This is a genomic window from Stenotrophomonas sp. ASS1, from assembly GCF_004346925.1.
GTDB classification, from domain to species: Bacteria; Pseudomonadota; Gammaproteobacteria; order Xanthomonadales; family Xanthomonadaceae; genus Stenotrophomonas; species Stenotrophomonas maltophilia_A.
In genome coordinates, this window is the sequence record NZ_CP031167.1 from 3,170,132 (window position 1) to 3,191,908 (window position 21,777).

Consider the following 21,777-nt stretch of genomic DNA (forward strand, 5'->3'; position numbering starts at 1 on the left):
GCATCATACAAGCTGGACGTAACCTGACTGAAATTCAGGATTGCTACAGATTCGTGCACAGATTGTTAAGTTCATGTTACGTTCGACCCGCACTGTTTTGGGCTGCGGAGCTGGCATTTCCAGCCCGCGCGATGGCGCATGCGCAGTGCCGTTTTTGTTTTTGCTCTCCAATGGAACTACATGAACTACGTAAGCAACACCGCACGTCGCAACACGCTCGCCGTCGCCCTGATTTCCGCTCTGATGGCCGCCGCCCCGGCAATGGCCCAGGACAAGGCGACCAACCTGGACAAGATCACCGTCACCGGTTCGCTGATCCCGCAGACCCAGGTTGAAACCCAGACCCCGGTGATGTCCATCACCGCCCAAGACATCCAGACCCGCGGCTTCAGCAGTGTTGCTGAAGTGCTGCAGCAGTCGTCGCTGACCACCGGCGGCCTGCAGGGTGGCCAGACCTCGGGTTCGTTCACCCAGGGCGCCGAAGCTGCCGGCATGTTCGGCCTGAACCCGGGCTACACCAAGTACCTGATCAACGGCCGCCCGATGCTCTCGTATCCGGCGCTGTACAACGGCAGCGAAACCTTCAACAACATCAGCGGCATTCCGATCGACATCGTCGAGCGCATCGAAGTGCTGCCGGGCGGCCAGTCCTCGCTGTACGGCTCGGACGCAATCGCCGGTGTGGTCAACATCATCCTGAAGGAGCGCATGGACGGCGGCACCATGACCCTCCGTGGCGGCACCTACACCGAAGGCGGTGGCAGCAACATCCGCTTCAGCGCCGCCAAGGGCATCAACGCCTTCGACGACCGCTTCCATGCACTGTTCAACGTGCAGATCGAGAACGGCAGCCCGATCTGGGGCTACCAGCGCGACATTACCCGCCAGAACAACCCGGTCGGCTACACCGCCCAGGTCCCGTCGAACGACTTCGCCGTCATCACCAACGCTGACAACAAGCTGCTGATGATGGACCCGAGCCGTTGCGCGAACGTCGCTGGGCTGTATGACGGCACCACTGTGGTCGGCCAGCGCCCGTCGGGCGAGTCCTGCGGTTCGGTGTACAGCGCCGGCTACAAGACCCTGAAGAACGGCAAGAACAGCGGCCAGTTCTACTCGTCGATGACCTTCGACGTGAACGACAACTTCCAGCTGTTCGCCGATGTGCTGTACAGCAAGGAAAAGACCGAGTTCACCTCCGGCTCCAGCGCCCTGTGGTGGGGCACCAAGTCGAGCCTGGGCAGCTTCTACGACCAGGGCCTGGGCAAGGTCGTGAACCTGCAGCGCGCCTTCGCGCCGGAAGAAATCGGCCCGGGCCACTACAACAACATCATGAACTCCGACGAAAGCCGTGCCTACCAGGTCACCCTGGGCGGCAAGGGCATGGTCGGCGACTGGGACTACAGCGCCAGCTTCACCCGTGGTGAGTACCGCCTGGACCAGAACCGCTTCGTGCGCTGGAAGGACAAGATCGATGGCTTCTTCCGCGAAAACGTACTGGGCCCGCGCCTGGGTACCACCGCTGATGGCTTCGACATCTACAACCCGGACTACGCGGCCTTCTACTCGCCGATCACTCCGGACCAGTTCGCCAGCTTCACCGGCTACGGTACCCACCGCAGCAAGACCTGGCAGAACCTGGGCCGCGTGCAGGTGACCAACGGCTCGCTGTTCAGCCTGCCGGGCGGTGACGCCGGCCTGGCCGTTGTGCTGGAAGGTGGCAGCGAAGGTTGGGACTACTCGCCGGACCAGGCGTTCGTCAAGGGCAACGTGTGGGGCACCACCGCCGTCGCCGGCGCCGGCCACCGCAGCAACTATGCGGTCACCAGCGAGCTGCGCATGCCGCTGCACGACAAGCTGACCGTCAGCGCGTCGGGCCGCTATGACGCCTTCAAGATCGCCGACAAGACCGTCGACAAGGCCACCTACAGCATCGGTCTGGAATTCCGTCCGATCGAGAGCCTGCTGCTGCGCGGCAAGTACGGTACCGCCTTCCGCGCGCCGACCCTGTCCGATGCCTTCCAGGGCATGAGCGGTTCGTACTCGTCCGGCCAGAACGACTACTACCGCTGCAGCCAGCTGGGCTACGGCCTGCGTGACGAGGCCTGCTCGTTCTACAAGAACACCTCGGTGTACAGCGAAAAGTCCGGCAACCCGGACCTGAAGCCGATCACCGCCGACGTCTGGAGCGCAGGCGTGGTGTGGGCCCCGGTCAGCAACTTCTCGCTGTCGGCCGACTACTACAACTGGAAGATCAAGAACGAGGTCAAGACCCTCAGCAGCGACCAGCTGCTGCTGGCCGAGTACCAGTGCCACAACGGCCTGCCGAACAACACCTCGGCCAGCTGCGGTGACGTGACCAACTGGGTGTCCCGCGATGCCGGTGGCAACCTGACCCGCGTGTACACGCCGAAGCTCAACGTTGCCAGCCAGAACCTGGAAGCGGTGACCGTGGCGGCCAAGTACCAGCAGGATATCGGCCGCTTCGGCTCGCTGATGTTCTCCGGCAACTACACCAACATGCTGAAGCGTGAAGTGCAGCCGATGCCGGGTGCCGCCAAGCTGGATCTGCTGAGCGATCCGTACAACATGTGGTACTACGACAACTTCGCCAAGGTCCGCGGCGATCTGTCGGTGGCCTGGAACATCGCCAAGTTCACCACCACCGTGTACGCCAATTACGTCGGCAGCACCCCGAACTACCTGGCCTACACCGGCCGCAGCTACGGCTACGTTCACTCCTCCGGCGCCAAGGCCGGCAAGTGGGGTTCGTACACCACGTACAACCTGAGCATGAACTACCAGGCACAGGAAGATCTGGTCCTGTCGCTGATGGTCAACAACGTGTTCAACAAGCTGCCGGAAGGCCAGCGCTACAACTACCCGGGCAACGAATCGACCCCGTTCAATGACGGCTTCTACAGCGTCTACGGCCGCCAGATCTCGGCCCAGGTCAAGTACAACTTCTGATCCCGTCGTTTTCCGGACTTCGTGTCTGGACCAGGCCCCGCTTCGGCGGGGCCTTTTTTTTTTGGTTCCAGGAAGCCTTCGGCAAAGCATTGATGCAGAAGCAGCAAATGCACTACGAAAGAATGCCCTTCATATCGCCATCTTTTGAAACACTCCAAAACAATTGGCGTTAGTCATTGATATATCGCCATTTTTCAGGCAAAAGCCCGATTGACGAAATGACGATCGTGTGTTCCCTGCGTTAAGTGCGTGTTACGGTCCGGCTGAATGGAATGCAACTGAACAGATCGTTAAGCCGACACGGAAGCCGGTAGCCAAGACATCGCTCACTACGGGGATTTTCCATGTCTCGCCATCGTTCCACACTCTCGCGCCACCCACTGACGCTCGCCCTGCTCGGCACACTGCTCGCCTCCGGCACGGCCCTGGCGCAAAGCGGCAATGCACCGACCCAGCTTGACCGCGTGACGGTCACCGGTTCGCTGATTCCGCAGACCGAGATCGAGAACCACACGCCGGTCCTGACCGTGACCGCAGAGGACATCCAGACCCGCGGCTTCACCAGCGTTGCCGATGTCCTGCAGCAGTCCTCGCTGTCCACTGGCGGCCTGCAGGGTGGCCAGACCTCGGCCTCGTTCACCCAGGGCGCCGAAGCCGCCGGCATGTTCGGCCTCAGCCCGGGTTACACCAAGTACCTCATCAACGGCCGCCCGATGCTTTCATATCCGGCGCTGTACAACGGCGGCGATACGTTCAACAACATCAGCGGCATTCCGATCGACATCGTCGAGCGCATCGAGATCCTGCCGGGCGGCCAGTCCTCACTGTATGGCTCCGATGCGATCGCTGGCGTGGTCAACATCATCCTCAAGGAACGCATGGATGGTGGCGTCCTCAACGTCCGTGGCGGCGCCTACAGCGAAGGCGGCGGCAACAGCTTCCGCTTCAGCGGCGCCCGCGGCTTCAATGGTGTCGATGACCGCTTCCACGCGCTGGTCAACGTGCAGTACGAAAAGACCAGCCCGATCTGGGGCTACCAACGCGATCTGACCAAGGTCAACAACCCCGACGGCTACAGCCCGCAGTACGTTTCCAACGACTTCCTGGTGCTGCTGCCGGCGGCCAACAACGCCTACGCCATGATGGATCCGAACCTGTGCGCCAATGTGGCCGGGCAGTTCGATGGCACCACGGCGCTCGGCACCCGGCCCACCGGCCAGGCATGTGGCTCGACCTATGGCACCGGCTACAAGACCATCAAGAACGGCAAGGAAAGCGCGCAGATCTACAGCTCTGCCACCTTCGACGTGAATGACAATTTCCAGCTGTTCGGCGATGCGCTGTACAGCCTGGAAGAGGTCAAGTACGCAACGGGTTCCGGCTACACCTGGTGGGGCACCTCTTCCGGTTGGGGCCGCTTCTACGACCAGGCCAGCGGCCAGTACATGAACCTGCAGCGCGTGTTCGCCCCGGAAGACATCGGCGGCGCCGGCTACCGCGACATCATGAACACCGACCGCAACAAGGCCTATCAGGTGACGCTGGGCGGCCGCGGCACGGCCGGCAACTGGGACTACAGCCTCAGCTTCACCCGCGGCGAGTACAAGCTGACCGAGCGCAACTTCGTGCGCTGGAATGACCCGATCAACGATTACTTCGAACAGCGCGTGCTCGGCCCGGTGCTGGGAACCACCAGCACCGGCTACGACATCTACAGCCCGAACTGGGAAGCGTTCTACGCGCCGCTGCCGGCCGGTGACTTCCAGACCTTCACCGGCTACAGCTACAGCCAGAGCCGCACCTGGCAGAACCTGGCCCGTGCACAGGTCACCAATGGATCACTGTTCAAGCTGCCCGGCGGCGACGCCGGCCTGGCCGTGGTCGTTGAAGGTGGAAGCGAAGGCTGGGACTACAGCCCCGATCCGGGCCTGATGGATGGCAGCGTCTGGGGCACCACGGCGGTCTCCGGTGCTGGCCACCGCAGCAACTATGCGGTGACCGGTGAACTGCGCCTGCCCCTGCATGACATGCTGACGGTGACCGGTTCCGGTCGCTACGACGCCTTCAAGATCGGCAGCAACACCGTCGACAAGTCCACCTACAGCATCGGCGTCGAGTTCCGTCCGATCGAAAGCCTGCTGTTCCGCGGCAAGTACGGTACGGCGTTCCGTGCTCCGACGCTGTCCGACGCGTTCCAGGGCCGTAGCGGCTACTACGCCAACGGCTCCACCGACTACTACCGCTGCGGCCAGTTGGGCTACGACCCGGCCAACACCACCGGCTGCCCGTATGACAGCGTCTCGGTGTTCGGCACCCGCGCCGGCAATCCGGACCTGGAACCGATCACCGCCGACGTCTGGAATGCAGGTGTTGTGTGGGCACCGATCAACAACCTGTCGCTGTCGGTGGACTACTACAACTGGAAGATCAAGAACGAGGTCGATACGCTCAGCTCCGACCAGCTGCTGCTGGCCGAGTACTACTGCCGTGGCGGCCAGGCCAACAACACCTCGGCCAGCTGCCAGAACGTCAACGACTGGATCACCCGCGATGCGTCCGGCGTGCTGGACGAGATCTACACCCCGAAGATGAACGTCGCCCGCCAGAACCTGGAAGCGCTGACCGCCAGCTTCAAGTACGTGCACGACATGGGCCGCTTCGGTTCGCTTCAGTTCTCGGGCAACTACACCGACATGCTCAAGCGCGAACTGCAGCCGCAGCCGGGCGATGAGTTCCTGGACCTGCTGCGTGACCCGTACGCGATGTGGGTGTACGACTCGTACGCCAAGGTGCGCGCCGATGGTTCGGTCGGCTGGGCCAAGGACAAGTGGACCACCACCCTGTACGCCAACTACATTGGCAAGACGCCGAACTACATGGCGTACGTGGGCAATGGCTACGACTACGTCCACAGCTCCGGCTACAAGGCAGGCAAGTGGGGCTCCTACACCACTTACAACCTGAGTGTGAACTACCGTGCGTTGGACAACCTGACCCTGTCGCTGATGGTCAACAACGTGTTCAACAAGATGCCGGACAACCAGCGCTTCAGCTTCGCCGGCACCAGCGGCCAGCCGTACAACAATTACCTGTACAACGCCTACGGGCGTGCCATCTATGTGCAGGCCAAGTACGAGTTTGGCGACAAGTAAGCTTCTGTCGCCCTCTACCCAAAGGCCCCGCTTCGGCGGGGCCTTTCTTTTTCGTGTCACCGCACGATCCGTGAAGCGCATCCCGGCCTCACGCACAGGCAATGCCTCTCGTGGCCCCAGGCCAAGACGCTCAGCATCTCACTTTGCGCCGCCATCAGCGCTATTTCCCTACTGAACCCTGAACATGGTCGCTACCGCCCTCCGGTACGCCCAGCCCCGCCAACCAGATTCAGACTCAAGAATAATTCTTAAAAATCAGTTGCTTGAAATAATTCCACAGAGGAATCAGATATTTGCCTACTTTGTCTTTATGACGGAATGATGAACAGTTGACAGGTCAAGTTAAGTCTGTGTTAACTTTGGCTTATCGGCTTGTGAAGCCGGTGGGAAACGGGCAACTGCCCATCAAGGACGGCGGCAACCGCACCGGGGCCGACCGAGGTTCGATTCATCAGGGGATCCATACATGACCATCCGCAAGGCGCTCTGTCGCCACCCGCTGAGCTTCGCGCTCACCACGGCCCTGTTGGCCACCGGCATCGCTCCTGCCTTCGCACAGGAAGCCGGCAATGAGGCAGGCGGCAAGAACGCAACCAATCTCGATCGTGTCTCGGTGGTGGGTTCGCGCATCAAGCGCGCTGACGTTGAAGGCCCGGCACCGGTGACGGTGATCACCCGTGCGGACATTGACCGGGAAGGCTTCCAGTCCGTCGGCGACATGCTGCAGACCTTGACCCAGAACACCACCAGCTCTTTCACTGGTGACCTGAACGTGGGCGGCTTTACGCCGAACGCCCAGGTTGTCAACCTGCGCAACCTGGGCCCGGGCTACACCCTGACCCTGATCAACGGGCGTCGTCCGGCCCAGTATCCGCAGCCGTACAACCGCGACAACAACGTTGTGAACATCAAGGCCATCCCGAGCTCGATCGTCGAGCGCGTGGAAATCCTGACCGGTGGCGCCTCGGCGATCTACGGCTCGGACGCCGTCGCCGGTGTGGTCAACATCGTGCTGCGCAAGAATTACGATGGACAGCAGATCAAGCTGACCACCGGCACCACCGAAGAAGGCGGCGGCGATAGCGTCAACGTCGAATACACCGGCGGCAAGACAGGTGACCGTTGGAGCGCGACCTACGCCTTCCAGTACCAGGAGAACGAGCCGGTGTTCGCCAGCCAGCGCGACTTCCTGGCCGACACCCGCCAGAACGAGATCGGCTTGGCCGTCAATCCGAGCCTTTCGCTGGCTGCCATCAGCGCCGGTGGACGCAATGGCCACACCCGCAACTTCAACGCGCTCTATGACGCGGCGGCCTGCGATGCGTTCGGCTACACCACCGTGACCACCGCAACCCGTGGCAAGTACTGCGGCAGCTACACCCAGCCGGCTTCGCGCTCGATCCAGAACAAGAATCGCAACTTCAACGGCTACGCATACGGTACGTTTGATTTCACCGACACTCTGCAGGCCTTCGGCAGCGTCAACTTCTACAAGACAGACGCCAAGGCCAGCAGTGGCACCGAGTTCTGGGCCACCTCGAACGACCGCTTCACCTCCAACCGCGCAGGTGCTGCAACTTCGGCGTACTACGATTCCAATCTGAGGGATATCATCCAGCTGCAGCGCGTATTCAACCCGTTCGAGCTGGGCGGAAATGAAGCGGCCAGCACGCTGTACGACGAGAAGAGCTACGATTTCACCCTCGGCATCACCGGCACCATCGCCGATCGATTCGACTGGGAAGCCAGCGCGAACTATGGCAAATACGACTACACCGCCGATCGCCCACGCCTGTTGGCCAAGCCGGTCCACGACTATTTCCTGGGCCCACTGCAGGGTTACACCACCGACAACTACCCGATCTATGCGCTCGACCAGGCACGTTGGAACTCACCGATCACGCCGGAAATCTACCGTTCGTTCGCAACCCGCGTAAAGAACAAAGCTGAAGCCACCTCGGCCACCGTCAACTTCAACATCAGCGGCGACCTGTTCGAACTTCCGGCTGGTGCCGTTGGCTTTGCCGGTGTCATCGAAGGCGTCCGCCAGACCACCGACGTGAACAGCGACCCGCGCACCAACCAGCTGCGTCCGCTCGACGGCCAGACCATCTATAACCTGACCAGCTCGGGCGAGACCCACGGAACGCGTGATCGCTATGCGATCGGCACCGAGTTCCGCGTGCCGATCTTCAGCAACCTTTCGATGAACATCGCAGGTCGCTACGACAAGTACGACGACATCACGGCCGTGGACGACGCAAAGACCTGGAACGTTGGCCTGGAATGGCGTCCCTTCAGCAACCTGCTGGTGCGTGGCTCCTACGCCACCAGCTTCCGCGCTCCGGACATGCAGCTGGTCTACGCCGAAGGTGCTGCGTCGTACTCGAATATCGTCGATGACTACAGCTGCCGTTCGGGTACCGGCCTTGGCCAGCCGGCAGGCACACCTGGCCGCACCCGCACGCAGTGCAACCGCACCACCGACATCACCTATTACCAGGCGCAGTCGCTGACCGCCGGCAACCCGCAGCTGAAGGAAGAAGAAGGCAAGTCGTGGGGCGTCGGCTTCGTGTGGGACATCGTGGACAACATGTCGCTGACGGTGGACTACTACAAGATCCGTCTGGAAGATGCCGCCTCGCAGTTGAGCTCGACCTACCTGCTGCAGAACGAAGCCAATTGCCGACTGGGCGTCCGCCCGGATGGCTCTCCCTTCCCGTTCGGCATGGACTCGACCTTCTGCCAGAACCTGACCAGCCTGATCACCCGTACAAGCGCTCCGGGCACCACGCTTGATGGTCGCATCCAGCGTCTGAATACTGCATACATCAACACCGCGCTGCTGGAAACCAGCGGTATCGATGCGTCGTACAAGTATCGTCTGGACACCGATCGCCTTGGCAGGTTCGGCCTGGACCTGGGCTACTCGCTGATGCTGACCAACAAGTATCAGGAAAACGATGACGACGAACTCATCGATTACCGCGATCTGCCCGATCACGACTGGAGCCAGCGCAGCCGCTTCCGTGGCAGCCTGAGCTGGTCGAAGGACGAATGGGGCGCGACGCTGTTCAGCACCCGCTACGGTTCGAACTGGAATCGCGCGCAAACCCAGCGCCTGGGTCCGTACAGCGTGTACAACCTCCAGCTCACCAAGAAGTTCGGCCCGAACGTGACGGCTGATTTCACCGTCGTCAACCTGACCAACAACACCTTCCGTCGCGACCCGACCGATACCAACTATCCGTACTTCAATCCGCTGATCGGCGCCGATCCGTTGGGTCGTCGCTACTACGTCAGCCTGTCCTACCGCTTCTGATAGCGCGTAGTTTGCTCCATCGCGAAGCCCGGCAGATGCCGGGCTTCGTGCTTCTGCATCCATACAGTCACATCCAGGCAGTCATGCCGTCCAGGACATACAGCGCCATGCTGCGGCCCTCTGACTGCCATGTATTCACGCCTAGAACCAAGGGGATCCCATGAAGAAGCTGCAATCGGCCGCACTGGCTCTTTCCTTCACCTTCGCCGCCCCCACATTTGCCGCATCGACCTACTCAGTCGAAGATTTCGTCAAGCATCCCAGCTATGGCAACGTGCGCATTTCGCCCAATGGCGATTACCTGGCCATCAGCATGGACCACGGCGACCAGGACGTGCTGACGATCATGCGTACCAGCGACCTGGCAGTGCTGAAGGTCAATCAGCTGCCGGACAAGAAGAGCGTGGGTTCATTCCACTGGATCTCGCCGAACCGGATCATGTTCAACGCTGTCAAGAAAATTGGCGGCTATGCGCAGCCGTTTGCAACTGGCGAATGGTTTGCGGTCAATGCCGATGGGTCGCAGGCCGTTCCCGTGATCTTCTATGGCACCCGGGATGCAACCCAGCGCGGAAAGACGGTGGGCGCCGAATCGTTCAGCCTGCTTGACACTCTCAAGGGCGATGACCGCAACGTCATCATGCAGTCACGCTATCCACGCTCTGCTGAAGGGGCTGGCACCCAGGTGGTACAGGTGGACACCATCACTGGTCGCCGCAGTGTCTTGGCCAGGGCTCCGAAGGACGACTGCAGCATTGCCCTCGATGCAGCCAAGGAACCACGCTTTGCCGTGTGCTCCTCCAGCCGCAACGAGGAAGGCGAGTACGACGAGAGAACCGAGCTGTATCGGCTTGACGGTCGCGAGTGGGTGCTGGTGAATGCTTCCAAGTCCGGAGGCAAGCACCTCTGGGTGGAGCGCACCACCGCAGACGGACGCGTGTTCGCTACCCAGAGCGACGACAAGGCACCGGGTGCGATCGGTACGCTGGATACAGCGACCGGAGAATTTACTCCACTGTTCCAGGACAAGGTGGCGGAGGTATCGGACTACATCTGGTCTACGGACGACAAGGCCCTGCTCGCTGTAGTGACCGAAGCGGGGGCGCCCAAGGTCACCCTGATCGACGAAAACCACCCCGACGCCGATCTGTATGCCTCTCTGGCTGGATCGTTCGAGGGAGAAATGGTCGATTTCTCCAGCCATACCGAAGACGGCAAGAGGATCATCGTTTCGGTCTACAGCGACTCGAATCCGGGTGAGCTCTATCTGTTCGATCGCGATACCGGCAAGGCCCGGTTCCTGATGCAGCGCGCGCCGCACCTGGACAAGAAACTGCTGGCCAACGTCAAGCCGTTCAACTTCACCTCACGCGACGGCATGCAGATCCACGGCTATCTGACCCTGCCGCGCGACTCGGACGGCAAGAACCTGCCATTGATCGTCAATCCGCATGGCGGTCCGATCGGGCCGCGCGACAACTGGCGCTATTCAGGCGAAACCCAGTTGCTTGCCAGCCGCGGCTACGCCGTACTGCAGATCAACTTCCGTGGCTCCGGCGGTTACGGCAAGGGGTTCCAGGATGCGGGCCACAAGCAGTGGGCCGATGGCATTCAGAACGACATCATCGACGCTACCCAATGGACCATCAAGAACGGCTATGCCGACAAGGACCGGATCTGCATCTACGGTGGTAGCTTCGGTGGCTACTCGTCGTTGATGGCGCCGATCCGCGCGCCCGGAATGTTCAAATGCGCCTTTGGCTACGTCGGCGTGTACGACGTAGACATGCTGTTCAAGAAGGGCGATATCCCGCAGCGCGAGTCCGGTCTGCGCTACCTGCGCCGCACTCACGGTACCGATGTCGCCGAGTGGAACAAGGCCTCCCCCGCACGGCGCGCCGCGGAAGTAAAAATTCCGGTTTTCCTTGCAGCCGGTGCGCGCGATGTGCGCGCAGTGCCCGAGCAGACCGAGCTGATGGCCAAGGCCCTTGCCGATGCCGGTAATCCGCCGGAGGGCATGATCATCCAGTCCGGTGAAATGCACGGCTTCTATGGCGTGCCGGCCCGTGTCAACCTTTACACCAACATGCTGAATTTCTTCTCCCGCCACATCGACGGCCCGGCAGAGAAGAAGTGATGCGACCGGGACGCCCCATCGCCGGGGCGTCCCGCAGCTTCCCTGCGTTCGACGGGACAGCACGCCCCTGTGCCTATCGGCCGTTGCGGCGCCCCCGCCGCAGGATGGAACCTACAACTGCTTGCAAGGAGAGATTGCGTGAAACGTTGGACACTGCCACTGTTGTTGCCGATGCTCGCCTTGGCGCCCATGCAGAGCCAAGCGGCAGAAAGCAAGCCGCTGGCCCTGCCTGCCGACCCGACCAGCGACCCGCTGATGATCACCGCCGGGTTCCTCAGCGGCCATCCGGACCTGCGCTTTCGCCTTCTGGGAATGGAGAAGCGCAATGCAGGCGACCAGGAGGCCGCTTTCAAGTTCTTCCAGCGTGCCGCGTTCTATGCAGACAAACCTTCGCAGGCCATGGTTGCCGAAATGCTGTGGAATGGCTCGGGCACCCCGGCTGATCGCGCACTGGCTTATGCCTGGATGGATCTCGCCGCCGAACGAGGCTACGAAGGGTTTGTCGAGTTGCGGGAGCGCTACTGGGCCGCGCTGACGGCAGAGCAACGTTCCCACGCCGTAGTCGAGGGTGAAGCCATCTACGCTCGATTCGGGGATTCCGCTGCAAAGCCACGCATCGCCACCGTGCTGCGCCGTGAGCGCCGCGCAGTAACCGGGAGCCGCACCGGATTTGCCGGCAATCTACGGATCATGGTCCCCGGTCCGGCCGGTCCGGAAGAGATAGACGGCAGCAAATTCTATGACGATCGCTACTGGGATCCGGACAAGTATCAGCAATGGCACGATGCCATCTGGGCAAAACCCAGGGTTGCCCGAGTTGACGTCGGCGCACTCAGCCAAGTGAAGGGCGAACCTGAACGCAGGACCCGGATCGCGGATGTTCCACCCGATCCGGATGCCAACGAACCGTTTACTGACGACCTGCAACCAACAAAGCAGCCCGTCCCGGAAAAGCCCTGAACAGCACACTGGCAGGCATCGCACTGTGCCGATCCTGCCAGGTTGCCCGAGTGCGTGCGCCACGTCGTGCGTGCTTGCCAACGGCCATGACCTTCGACACCCTTGCAGGGCAGGCCGGCGGCGTATTGTTCGGCCCACGGCCGTCCCCGCGGCCCTTCCCTGACTCACTCGGCCTGGAGGCCATCAAAGTGACCCGTACTCCCAAGATCGTGCTGCTGACCCTGGCCGTTTCGGCCGCGCTGGTCGGCTGCGGCAAGAACGAAACCCCGGCCAAGGATGCCACCGCCTCCACGCCGGCCGCGGCCGAAGCCACCAACTACACGCTGGACGAGAGCAAGCTGCCGGCCTACAACGCCTTCCAGCCCAGCGATCTGGATGCCAGCAAGGACGCCTGTGGCGCCTTCGGCGACTACGTCAACAGCAAGTGGCTGGCCGCCAATGAAATTCCGGGCGACCGCACCAGCTGGGGCGCGTTCACCATCCTCGACGAGCGTTCGGTGGCCGTACAGCACCAGTTGGCTGAACAGGTCGCGCAGGTCAAGAACCCGAACCATATCGAGAAGATCGTCGGCGACCTGTGGGCCACCGGCATGGACGAAGCCAAGATCAATGCCCAGGGCATCGAGCCGCTGAAGGCCGACCTGACCGCGATCGACGGCCTGCAGGACAAGGCGGCCATCGCCGACTACCTGCGCAGCAGCGCGGCCAAGGGTGACAACGTCCTGTTCGGCTTCGGCGCTGAAGCCGACTTCAAGAACTCGGCCGTGAACCTGGCCTACGCCAGCCAGGGCGGCCTGGGCCTGCCGGACAGCACCTACTACACCGATGCCAAGAACGCCGACAAGCTGAAGGCCTACCAGGCACACGTCGCCAAGGTGCTGGAGCTGTCCGGCGTCGCCGCTGCCGACGCTGCCAAGCAGGCCGAGGACGTGGTCAAGTTCGAGACCCGCCTGGCCAAGGCCTCCAAGTCGCGCGTGGAGCTGTCGCGCAACGTCGAGCTGTACTACAACCCGGTCACCCTGGCCGACGCTGACAAGCTGACCCCGAACTTCAGCTGGACCGAGTTCTTCAAGTCGCAGGGCGTAGCCGCGCCGGAGAAGTTCTCGCTGGCCATGCCGGCCTTCCATGAGGAAGTGAGCAAGGCGCTGGGCGATACCGATCCGTCGGTGTGGCGCGCCTACCTGCGCTTCCACACCGTGGACAGCGCCTCGCCGTACCTGGCCGATGCCTTCGTGCAGGAGAACTACGAGTTCTACGGCAAGACCCTCAATGGCCAGAAGGAACAGAAGCCGCGCTGGAAGCGCGTGCTGGGCACCATCGAGAACGACGCCGGTGAAGCCTTCGGCCAGCTGTACGTGAAGGTTGCCTTCTCGCCGGAAGCCAAGGCGAAGATGGAAGAGCTGGTGAAGAATCTGGCCGCTTCGCTGAAGGAACGCATCCAGGGCCTGAGCTGGATGAGCGATGAAACCAAGGCCAAGGCCATCGCCAAGTGGGAAACCTTCACCCCGAAGATCGGTTACCCGGACAAGTGGCGTGACTGGGCGGGCCTGCAGACCCAGCGCGACAGCTACCTGGGCAATGTGCGCGCAGCCAGTGAGTTCAACTACAAGTTCAACCTGTCCAAGATCGGCAAGCCGGTGGACAAGACCGAGTGGGGCATGACCCCGCAGACGGTCAACGCCTACTACAACCCGCTGCAGAACGAGATCGTGTTCCCGGCCGCCATCCTGCAGCCGCCGTTCTTCGATCCGAAGGCCGACGACGCACTGAACTATGGCGGCATCGGTGCGGTGATCGGCCACGAAATGACCCACGGTTACGACGACCAGGGTGCACGCTTCGGGCCGACCGGCAACATGGAAGACTGGTGGACCGCCGCTGACAAGAAGAACTTCGAAGGCTTGACCGGCAAGCTGGTCAAGCAGTTCGACCAGTACAAGGTCGACGGCCAGGCCGTGAACGGTCACCTGACCCTGGGCGAGAACATCGCCGACCTGGGCGGCCTGGCTACCGCCTACGACGCCCTGCAGAAGGCGTCCGCCGGCAAGGAAGATGCAAAGGTCGATGGATTCACCCGCGACCAGCGCTTCTTCTTCAACTGGGCCACCGTGTGGCGCACCAAGTACACCCCGGAAAACGCCAAGGTCCGCCTGGCCACTGACCCGCACGCGCCGGCGCAGTTCCGAGCCATGGGTGCGCCGTCGAACCTGCCGACCTTTGCCGCGGCCTTCCAGTGCAAGGCCGGTTCGCCGATGGCCCGCGCCGGCGAGCAGCAGGTGGTGATCTGGTAAGCCTTGGCTGATGCCAAGGTAGACCTGCAGAGGCCCGGGAACTCCCGGGCCTTTGTTTTTTGCGGCGCCCGTCATCCACGCATGGCGTGGATCTACTGCGCCTGTGCAGGCCCACGCCATTGGCAGATGCCGACCTTGGTCGGCGCACGGCACGGCGGAGCCACCGTGATGCGTGCATGCGGTGTCGATGCCACACACCCGGTAGCGCCGGGCCATACCCGGCGGATGCGCCGTGATGCGTGCATGCCGCGCCCATGCGCGGCTTGCTATAGTGCGCGCGCCCTCAATCCATCACGGATTCGTTCCACATGCCCAATTTCCGTCCGCTTGCCATCGCCCTGGGCATCAGCCTGGCGACTCTGGTCCCGACCCACGATGCCTTCGCCGCCAAGAAAAAGGCCGCGCGTGCCCCGGCTGTCAGTGCCCAGTGCAGCGACTTCTACGACGCCACCAATGCAGGCTGGCTGAAGGCCAACCCGGTGCCGCAGACCGGCGCCACCACCGCGCTGGGCCAGCTGGTCGACCGCAGCCGCCAGCAGCAGCGTGAACTGCTCGACGCAGCGATGAAGGCGCCGCAGGGCAACGTGCAGAAGCTGCTGGGTGACTTCTGGGCCAGTGGCCTGGACGAAGCGGCCGTGGAAGCAGACGGCTCCAACCCGATCGCCCCGCTGCTGACCCGCATCAACGCCATCAAGAAGGCCAAGGATGTGCCGGCCTCGATCGCCGCACTGCACCAGGTCGGCATCCCGGTGGCATTCAACTTCGGCCCCGACGTCGATCTGAAAGCGCTGGACCGTCACATCGGCTACTTCATGCAGGGCGGCATGGGCCTGCCGGATCCGGCGTTCTATACCCGTACCGACGCCGACACCGTGGCGCTGATGGGCCGCTACCGCAACTACGTCAAGCAGATCCTGGCACTGACCGGCACCCCGGCGGCCAAGCTGGATGCCGAGTCGCAGGCGGTGATCGCGCTGGAAACCGAGCTGGCACGCAATGCGCAGTCGCTGGCCGGCATCAACAACCCGTTCAACAACTACGCGCCGATCTCCACCAAGGAGCTCAACAGCCGCTACCGCAACCTGCAGCTGGATGCCTTCCTGAAGGCACAGGGCGTGGATGACGACCTGGTCTCGCTGGCCGACCCGGGCCTGTTCAAGCAGCTCGACGGCATGGTCACCAAGCTCAAGCCGGACCAGTGGAAGGCCTACCTGCGCTGGCGCGTGGGCGACTCGATGGCACCGTACCTGTCCAAGGCCTACCGCGATGCCGAGTTCGAATTCCGCGGCCGCGTGCTGCGTGGCGAAACCCTGCCGCCGCAGCGCTGGGAAGACGTGCTGGAGGCGATCAACGTAGCCGCTGGCCCGATGGTCGGTCGCGAATACGCTGCCCGTTACCTGTCCGCCGAAGATCGTCGCCAGGCGGCGTGGATCGTCGACAAGGTGCGCGAAGTGCAGATCGAAGCGGTCAAGAACAGCAGCTGGATGAGCACCGAAGCCAAGGCCGAAGCGCAGGCCAAGCTGGCTGCGCTGAAGATCGAGATCGGCACCCCGCTGCGCGACCTCGACTACAGCGTGCAGCCGATGGGCCGCGGTTCGTTCGGTGGCAACATGCTGATTGCTTCGACCTGGCGCCATCGCGAGGAAATGAAGCGCATCGGCAAGGGCAACGCCGACCGTCGCTGGGACGTGCTGCCGCAGCAGCCGTCGCTGGCCTACGATCTGGCCCAGAACCGCCTGATCGTCACCGCCGCGATCCTGCAGGGCCCGGTGTTCAACGCCAAGGCCGACGCTGCCGACAAGTTCGGCAGCTTCGGTGGCCTGGTCGGCCATGAGCTGACCCGCGCGATCGATGCCAAGGGTGCGCTGGTCGACGCCAAGGGCGAGCTGCGCAGCTGGTGGACCCCGGCCGACAAGACCGCCTGGACCCTGCTCGGTAACCGCGTGGCCGCGCAGTACAGCGCCTACGACTTCCCGGGCGTGAAGGGTGCCAAGGTCAACGGCACGCTCACCCAGGAAGAGAACCTGGCCGACATCGCCGGTCTGGAACTGGCCTGGGCGGCGTATGTCGCGCAGGAGCCGAAGGCCAAGCAGGCCCAGCAGCAGGGCTTCTTCCGCGCCTGGTCTGCGCTGTGGGCGCAGCAACTGGCGCCGAACGAGGCCGTACGTCGCCTGACCGCCGACATCCGTGCACCGGGCCTGTGGCGCAGCAACGGCACGCTGGCCAACCTGCCGGCCTTCGGCGCCACCTTCAGCTGCAAGGCCGGCCAGCCGATGCAGCGCAGTGAAGCCGAGCAGATCAAGGTCTGGCGCTGATCCAGCTGCCACACGGGTAACGCAGAGGGCGCCTTCGGGCGCCCTCCTTTTTTGCAGGTGCAGCACGATCCCGGATTAACACCGCGCATGCTATCGCTGCGGCTTCGTCCAACGTGGAGCCCCGACATGGCACACAAGAACACGATCTGTGTCTGGTATGACAACGGCGCACTCGAGGCCGCCACCTTCTACGCCAGTATCCTGCCCGACAGCGCGGTGACCGCCGTGCATCACGCCCCCGGTGACTATCCGGACGGCAAGGAAGGCAACGTACTGACCGTTGAATTCACGGTCTGCGGCATCCCCTGCGTCGGCCTCAACGGCGGCACCGCGTTCAAGCACAGCGAAGCGTTTTCCTTCCAGATCCAGACCGAGGACCAGGCCGAGACCGACCGCCTGTGGAATGCGATTGCCGGCAACGGTGGCCAGGAGAGCCAATGCGGCTGGTGCAAGGACCGCTGGGGCATCTCCTGGCAGATCAGCCCGCGCATGCTCATCGAAGCGGTGACCAGCCAGGACAAGGCACTGGCCAAGCGCGCATTCAACGCGATGATGCCGATGAAGAAGATCGACATCGCCACCATCGAAGCAGCGATCAAAAAAGGGGACGGAGGGGATTAAGTCGTTTTTTCCCCATTGCCGGTGCCCCCATGCGAATTGCGACTTAATCCCCTCCGCCCCCTTTTTCCGAGGTGCAGATGACCTGGGATGCGATCATCGTTGGTGGTGGCCACAACGGCCTGGTCTGCGCGGCCTATCTGGCGCGTGCCGGAAAGAAGGTGCTGGTGCTGGAACGTCGCGGCGTTCTTGGCGGCGCTGCGGTCACCGAGGAATTCCATCCCGGCTTCCGCAACTCAGTCGCCTCGTACACGGTCTCGCTGCTGCAGCCGAAGGTGATCGACGACCTGCAGCTGCATGCGCATGGGCTGCGCATCGTCGCGCGCCCGGCCAACAACTTCCTGCCATTGCCCGACGACCGCTATCTGTTGTCGGCTCCTGGCCGCACTCAGGCCGAGGTGGCGAAGTTCTCCGAGCGGGATGCGCAGCACTTGCCCGCGTACGAGGCACGCCTGGAAATCTTCGCCGACGTACTGCGCGCATGGGCTCTGCGCGCGCCGCCCGACCTGGGTGTAGCAGGCGGTTGGCGTGCGCTGCCCGCACTATGGCAGATGGGGAAACTCGGCCGCGAACTGGCGGCGCTGGATGCGCCACTGCGGCAGGAACTGCTGGACCTGTTCACGCTGTCGGCGGCGGAGTACCTGGACCGTTGGTTCGAGAGCGAGCCGATCAAGGCGCTGTTCGGCTTTGATGGCATCGTCGGCAACTACGCAAGCCCGTATACAGCGGGCAGTGCCTACGTACTGCTGCACCACGTATTCGGCCAGTGCAATGGCGTAAAGGGTGCGTGGGGCCACGCGATCGGCGGCATGGGCGCGATCAGCCAGGCCATCGCCAGTGCGGCGCGCGAGGCCGGGGCCGAACTGCGCGTGGATGCCGGTGTGCAACAGGTACTGACCGAACAAGGCCGCGCCGTGGGGGTGGAACTGGTCAACGGCGAAACCCTGCGTGCACGCGCGGTGGTGGCCAACGTCAATCCGAAGCTGCTGTACGAACAGCTGCTGGAGCCGACGCAGGTACCCGCTGCCACACGCGAACGCATGACGAACTGGCGCTGCGGTTCCGGCACCTTCCGGATGAACGTGGCGCTGTCGCGGTTACCGAACTTCCGTGCCCTGCCCGGCCCCGGCGATCACCTCAGCGCCGGCATCATCATGGCCCCCAGCCTGGACTACATGGACCGCGCCTGGCTGGATGCGCGCCGCGAAGGCTGGTCGCGCGAACCGATCGTAGAGATGCTGATTCCGAGCACGCTGGATGATTCACTGGCGCCGCGCGGGCAGCATGTGGCCAGCCTGTTCTGCCAGCACGTGGCGCCGGTACTGCCCGACGGGCGCCACTGGGATGATCACCGTGAGACTGTGGCGGACCTGATGATTGCCACCGTCGAACGGTATGCGCCCGGCTTTGCCGGCAGCGTGCTCGGTCGGCAGGTGCTGTCGCCGCTGGATCTGGAACGCACCTTCGGCCTGGTCGGCGGCGACATTTTCCACGGTGCGCTCAGTGCCAACCAGTTGTTTTCGGCACGGCCGATGGTCGGCCAAGCCGGCTATCGCGGTGCCCTGCCCGGCCTGTACCTGTGCGGTGCGGGCACCCATCCCGGTGGTGGCGTCACTGGTGCACCCGGGCACAATGCCGCGCAGGTGGTGTTGCAGGATGGGTAGGTGCCAACCTTGGTTGGCACAGAGTGGCAGAGCGGACGCCAACCAAGGTTGGCATCTACCGGGTCAGATGATCCGATTCAAAGCGTGCCAACCTACCCGCGTGGGACAAGGCGTGCCGACCAACGGTCGGCACCTACAGCGTCAAATGATCCCATTCAAAGCGTGCCAACCAAGGTTGGCACCTACCCGCGTGAAGCGAGGCGCATCGCGCCTCACTTCACGCTGCGCAGATGGTTCGGGCGCTTCGGTGGGCCGGGCGGGCGGCGCTTGTTGAACGGCGATTGTCCGCGCCAGTAGCGGATCAGCAACCAGCCGAACAGCATGCCGCCGAGGTGTGCGAAGTGGGCCACGCCCGGCTGCCAGCCGGTCATGCCCAGCACCAGCTCGCCCACGCCGAACAGGATCACGAAGGTACGCGCCTTCATTGGGATCGGCGGGAACAGCAGCATCACCCGCTGGTTGGGGAACAGCATGCCGTAGGCCAGCAGCAGGCCGAACACGCCACCGGAAGCGCCCAGCACCGTGGCCGGGTTTTCCAGCAGCGTACCCACCAGCAGCTGGCAGACACCGGCACCGGCCACGCACACCAGGTAATACAGCAGGAAGCGCTTCTCGCCCCAGGTCTGCTCCAGCGGCGCGCCGAACATGAAGACCGCCAGCATGTTGAAGAACAGATGGCCGAAGCTGCCATGCAGGAAGCCGTAGGTCAGCAGCTGCCAGGGCTGGAAGTTGCCGCCCGGCGAGAATGCGTCGAAGCCCTGCTGCAGGGGTTGCAGCATGAACGGCTCGAAGGTCTGCATGCCGAGCAGGAACGGCTGCTGCAGCAGGAACAGGATCGCGTTGGCGATCAGCAGGGCCTTGGTGACGGTTGGCAGTCGCAGGAACATGGGAGCACCGGCATGGAACGGCCTCCATCATAGCCGCAGCACCGTGTCTTGTTGGCGACCGGCAGGCGCGGCCTGTTCAGTCGCCAGCGGTGCTCAGCCCGGACCCCACACAGCGGTATCCAGTGCTGCCGCCGGATCAGCCGCCGGCATCCGCACCCGGCCGTTCTCCACCCGCACGCCCTCGGCGCGCAACCGCTGTGACTGCTCGCGCCAACCAGCCGAACCTTCCTCCATGGCAATGCGCCCATCTGAACGCAGCACGCGATGCCAGGGCAGGTCTGGGTCGTCGTTCTGGCCCAGGATGCGCGCGGTCAGGCGCGCACGCCCGGGCAGGCCCGCGCGCAGCGCCACCTGCCCATAGCCCATCACCTGCCCCGCCGGGATCGCGCGGATCACCGCCAGGATGCGCGCACGCGCCTGCTCCGGCGTCAGCGCCGCAGGCGGGTCACCAGCAGAACGCCGATCAGCACCAGCACGGTGCCGGCGATCTGCGCCGGCCCCATCGGTTCGTCGAGCAGCCATAGGCTCATCACGATGGTGGAAACAGGGCCCAGCATACCGACCTGCGCGGCCAGCGACGAACCCACGCGCTGCACCGCCAGCATGATCGCCAGCACCGGCAGCACCGTGCACACGGTGGCGTTGACCAGCGACAACCACTGCACCGGCGCCGGTGCCTGCCACAACAACGGCAGCGGATGGGTCACCGCGAAATGCAGCAGCACCAGCACGCTGGCCACGCAGCTGGCGTAAGCGGTCAGCCGCACCGCTCCGATACGCGCGACCACCTGCCCGCTGCCGAACAGGTACAGCGCATAGCTGAGCGCACTGCCCAGCACCAGCAGGCTGCCAACGATGATCTGTCCACCCTCGCACTGCAGGTCATGGCCGAACGCCAGCAGCACGCCCAGATAGCTCAGCACCAGCGCGCCGATCTGCCATCGGCCCGGCCGCTGGCGCGCCAGCAGCACGTTGATCAGCAGCACCAGGGTCGGGTTCAAGTACAGGATCAGCCGTTCCAGCGTCACGCTGATGTACTGCAGGCCCTGGAAGTCGAGCAGGCTGGACAGGTAGTAGCCGGTGAAACCCAGCCACAGCACGCGGGCACGGTCGGCCCAGGACAGTGGTTCGGCCCGACGCGCGGCCCACAGCGCCATCAGTACGAACAGCGGCAGCGCCATCAGCATGCGCAGGGCAAGCAGCGTGGTGGCATCCACGCCGTGACGCAGGCCGAGCTTGACGATGATCGCCTTGCCAGAAGCAGCGATGGCGCCGATCGCGGCCAGGCCGATACCCCCCAGCGCAATGCGTGGGGAGGCGGTGGCGATACGGGAAGCGGGATTGGACATCAGGACGACGGCGGGCCGCTCGGAGCGGCCCGGGAAAGCGTGGGGGCGCCCATTGTCGCACGGAGCCGTCCGGTGCCCGCCTTGTAGAGTCGAGCCAAGCTCGACTGTCTTT

12 protein-coding genes are annotated in these 21,777 nt (G+C 63.4%); 9 read left to right on the forward strand and 3 right to left on the reverse strand.

The genetic code is table 11. From position 1 onward, the window contains the following. Nucleotides 1-180 precede the first annotated feature (180 nt). The 9 genes from MG068_RS14885 to MG068_RS14925 all read left to right on the forward strand — a co-directional run bounded on the left by MG068_RS14885 (nucleotide 181) and on the right by MG068_RS14925 (nucleotide 19,429). Nucleotides 181-2,970, forward strand: coding sequence for a TonB-dependent receptor plug domain-containing protein (locus tag MG068_RS14885; protein WP_132810556.1), 2,790 nt, complete (start codon nucleotides 181-183; stop codon nucleotides 2,968-2,970). A gap of 344 nt (nucleotides 2,971-3,314) precedes the next feature. Beyond that, nucleotides 3,315-6,122, forward strand: a complete 2,808-nt coding sequence (locus MG068_RS14890; RefSeq protein WP_132810557.1) for a TonB-dependent receptor domain-containing protein — start codon at nucleotides 3,315-3,317, stop codon at nucleotides 6,120-6,122. Between the two features lie 466 nt (nucleotides 6,123-6,588). Next, the gene (locus MG068_RS14895) at nucleotides 6,589-9,444 is read left to right on the forward strand and encodes a TonB-dependent receptor domain-containing protein (RefSeq protein ID WP_132810558.1); all 2,856 of its coding nucleotides are present in this window, start codon (nucleotides 6,589-6,591) and stop codon (nucleotides 9,442-9,444) included. Between the two features lie 160 nt (nucleotides 9,445-9,604). After that, nucleotides 9,605-11,581 (forward strand): alpha/beta hydrolase family protein, encoded by a 1,977-nt coding sequence (locus tag MG068_RS14900; RefSeq protein WP_240792080.1) that lies wholly within the window; start codon nucleotides 9,605-9,607, stop codon nucleotides 11,579-11,581. 138 nt (nucleotides 11,582-11,719) lie between these two features. Beyond that, nucleotides 11,720-12,541 (forward strand): SEL1-like repeat protein, encoded by an 822-nt coding sequence (locus MG068_RS14905; protein ID WP_132810559.1) that lies wholly within the window; start codon nucleotides 11,720-11,722, stop codon nucleotides 12,539-12,541. Between the two features lie 188 nt (nucleotides 12,542-12,729). Next, nucleotides 12,730-14,832 carry a M13 family metallopeptidase gene (locus tag MG068_RS14910; RefSeq protein WP_049398732.1) on the forward strand — a complete coding sequence of 701 codons (2,103 nt, stop codon included), beginning with the start codon at nucleotides 12,730-12,732 and terminating at the stop codon, nucleotides 14,830-14,832. A gap of 308 nt (nucleotides 14,833-15,140) precedes the next feature. Next, nucleotides 15,141-17,147, forward strand: a complete 2,007-nt coding sequence (locus MG068_RS14915) for a M13 family metallopeptidase (protein WP_049460715.1) — start codon at nucleotides 15,141-15,143, stop codon at nucleotides 17,145-17,147. Nucleotides 17,148-17,273: 126 nt separating this feature from the next. Further along, nucleotides 17,274-17,768 carry a VOC family protein gene (locus MG068_RS14920; protein WP_132810560.1) on the forward strand — a complete coding sequence of 165 codons (495 nt, stop codon included), beginning with the start codon at nucleotides 17,274-17,276 and terminating at the stop codon, nucleotides 17,766-17,768. Nucleotides 17,769-17,845: 77 nt separating this feature from the next. Beyond that, the gene (locus MG068_RS14925; protein WP_132810561.1) at nucleotides 17,846-19,429 is read left to right on the forward strand and encodes a phytoene desaturase family protein; all 1,584 of its coding nucleotides are present in this window, start codon (nucleotides 17,846-17,848) and stop codon (nucleotides 19,427-19,429) included. Between the two features lie 212 nt (nucleotides 19,430-19,641). Here the strand turns inward: MG068_RS14925 and MG068_RS14930 are convergent, their stop codons facing one another. The 3 genes from MG068_RS14930 to MG068_RS14940 all read right to left on the reverse strand — a co-directional run bounded on the left by MG068_RS14930 (nucleotide 19,642) and on the right by MG068_RS14940 (nucleotide 21,665). After that, a complete protein-coding gene (locus tag MG068_RS14930; RefSeq protein ID WP_132810562.1) occupies nucleotides 19,642-20,316 on the reverse strand; it encodes a rhomboid family intramembrane serine protease in 675 nt (224 codons plus the stop codon). A gap of 93 nt (nucleotides 20,317-20,409) precedes the next feature. After that, nucleotides 20,410-20,838 (reverse strand): MGMT family protein, encoded by a 429-nt coding sequence (locus MG068_RS14935; protein ID WP_489686035.1) that lies wholly within the window; start codon nucleotides 20,836-20,838, stop codon nucleotides 20,410-20,412. Next, nucleotides 20,745-21,665, reverse strand: coding sequence for a DMT family transporter (locus MG068_RS14940; RefSeq protein ID WP_132810563.1), 921 nt, complete (start codon nucleotides 21,663-21,665; stop codon nucleotides 20,745-20,747). Before MG068_RS14940 ends, MG068_RS14935 begins: the two co-directional genes overlap by 94 nt. Nucleotides 21,666-21,777 lie beyond the last annotated feature (112 nt).

What these genes read in the sequence shown, in the direction of transcription:
- MG068_RS14920 (WP_132810560.1), top strand. Translation starts at nt 17,274, where the DNA reads ATGGCACACAAGAACACGATCTGTGTCTGGTATGACAACGGCGCACTC.
- MG068_RS14915 (WP_049460715.1), top strand. Translation starts at nt 15,141, where the DNA reads ATGCCCAATTTCCGTCCGCTTGCCATCGCCCTGGGCATCAGCCTGGCG.
- MG068_RS14885 (WP_132810556.1), top strand. Translation starts at nt 181, where the DNA reads ATGAACTACGTAAGCAACACCGCACGTCGCAACACGCTCGCCGTCGCC.
- MG068_RS14890 (WP_132810557.1), top strand. Translation starts at nt 3,315, where the DNA reads ATGTCTCGCCATCGTTCCACACTCTCGCGCCACCCACTGACGCTCGCC.
- MG068_RS14930 (WP_132810562.1), bottom strand. Translation starts at nt 20,316, where the DNA reads ATGTTCCTGCGACTGCCAACCGTCACCAAGGCCCTGCTGATCGCCAAC.
- MG068_RS14925 (WP_132810561.1), top strand. Translation starts at nt 17,846, where the DNA reads ATGACCTGGGATGCGATCATCGTTGGTGGTGGCCACAACGGCCTGGTC.
- MG068_RS14895 (WP_132810558.1), top strand. Translation starts at nt 6,589, where the DNA reads ATGACCATCCGCAAGGCGCTCTGTCGCCACCCGCTGAGCTTCGCGCTC.
- MG068_RS14940 (WP_132810563.1), bottom strand. Translation starts at nt 21,665, where the DNA reads ATGTCCAATCCCGCTTCCCGTATCGCCACCGCCTCCCCACGCATTGCG.
- MG068_RS14935 (WP_489686035.1), bottom strand. Translation starts at nt 20,838, where the DNA reads ATGGCTGCTCGACGAACCGATGGGGCCGGCGCAGATCGCCGGCACCGT.
- MG068_RS14900 (WP_240792080.1), top strand. Translation starts at nt 9,605, where the DNA reads ATGAAGAAGCTGCAATCGGCCGCACTGGCTCTTTCCTTCACCTTCGCC.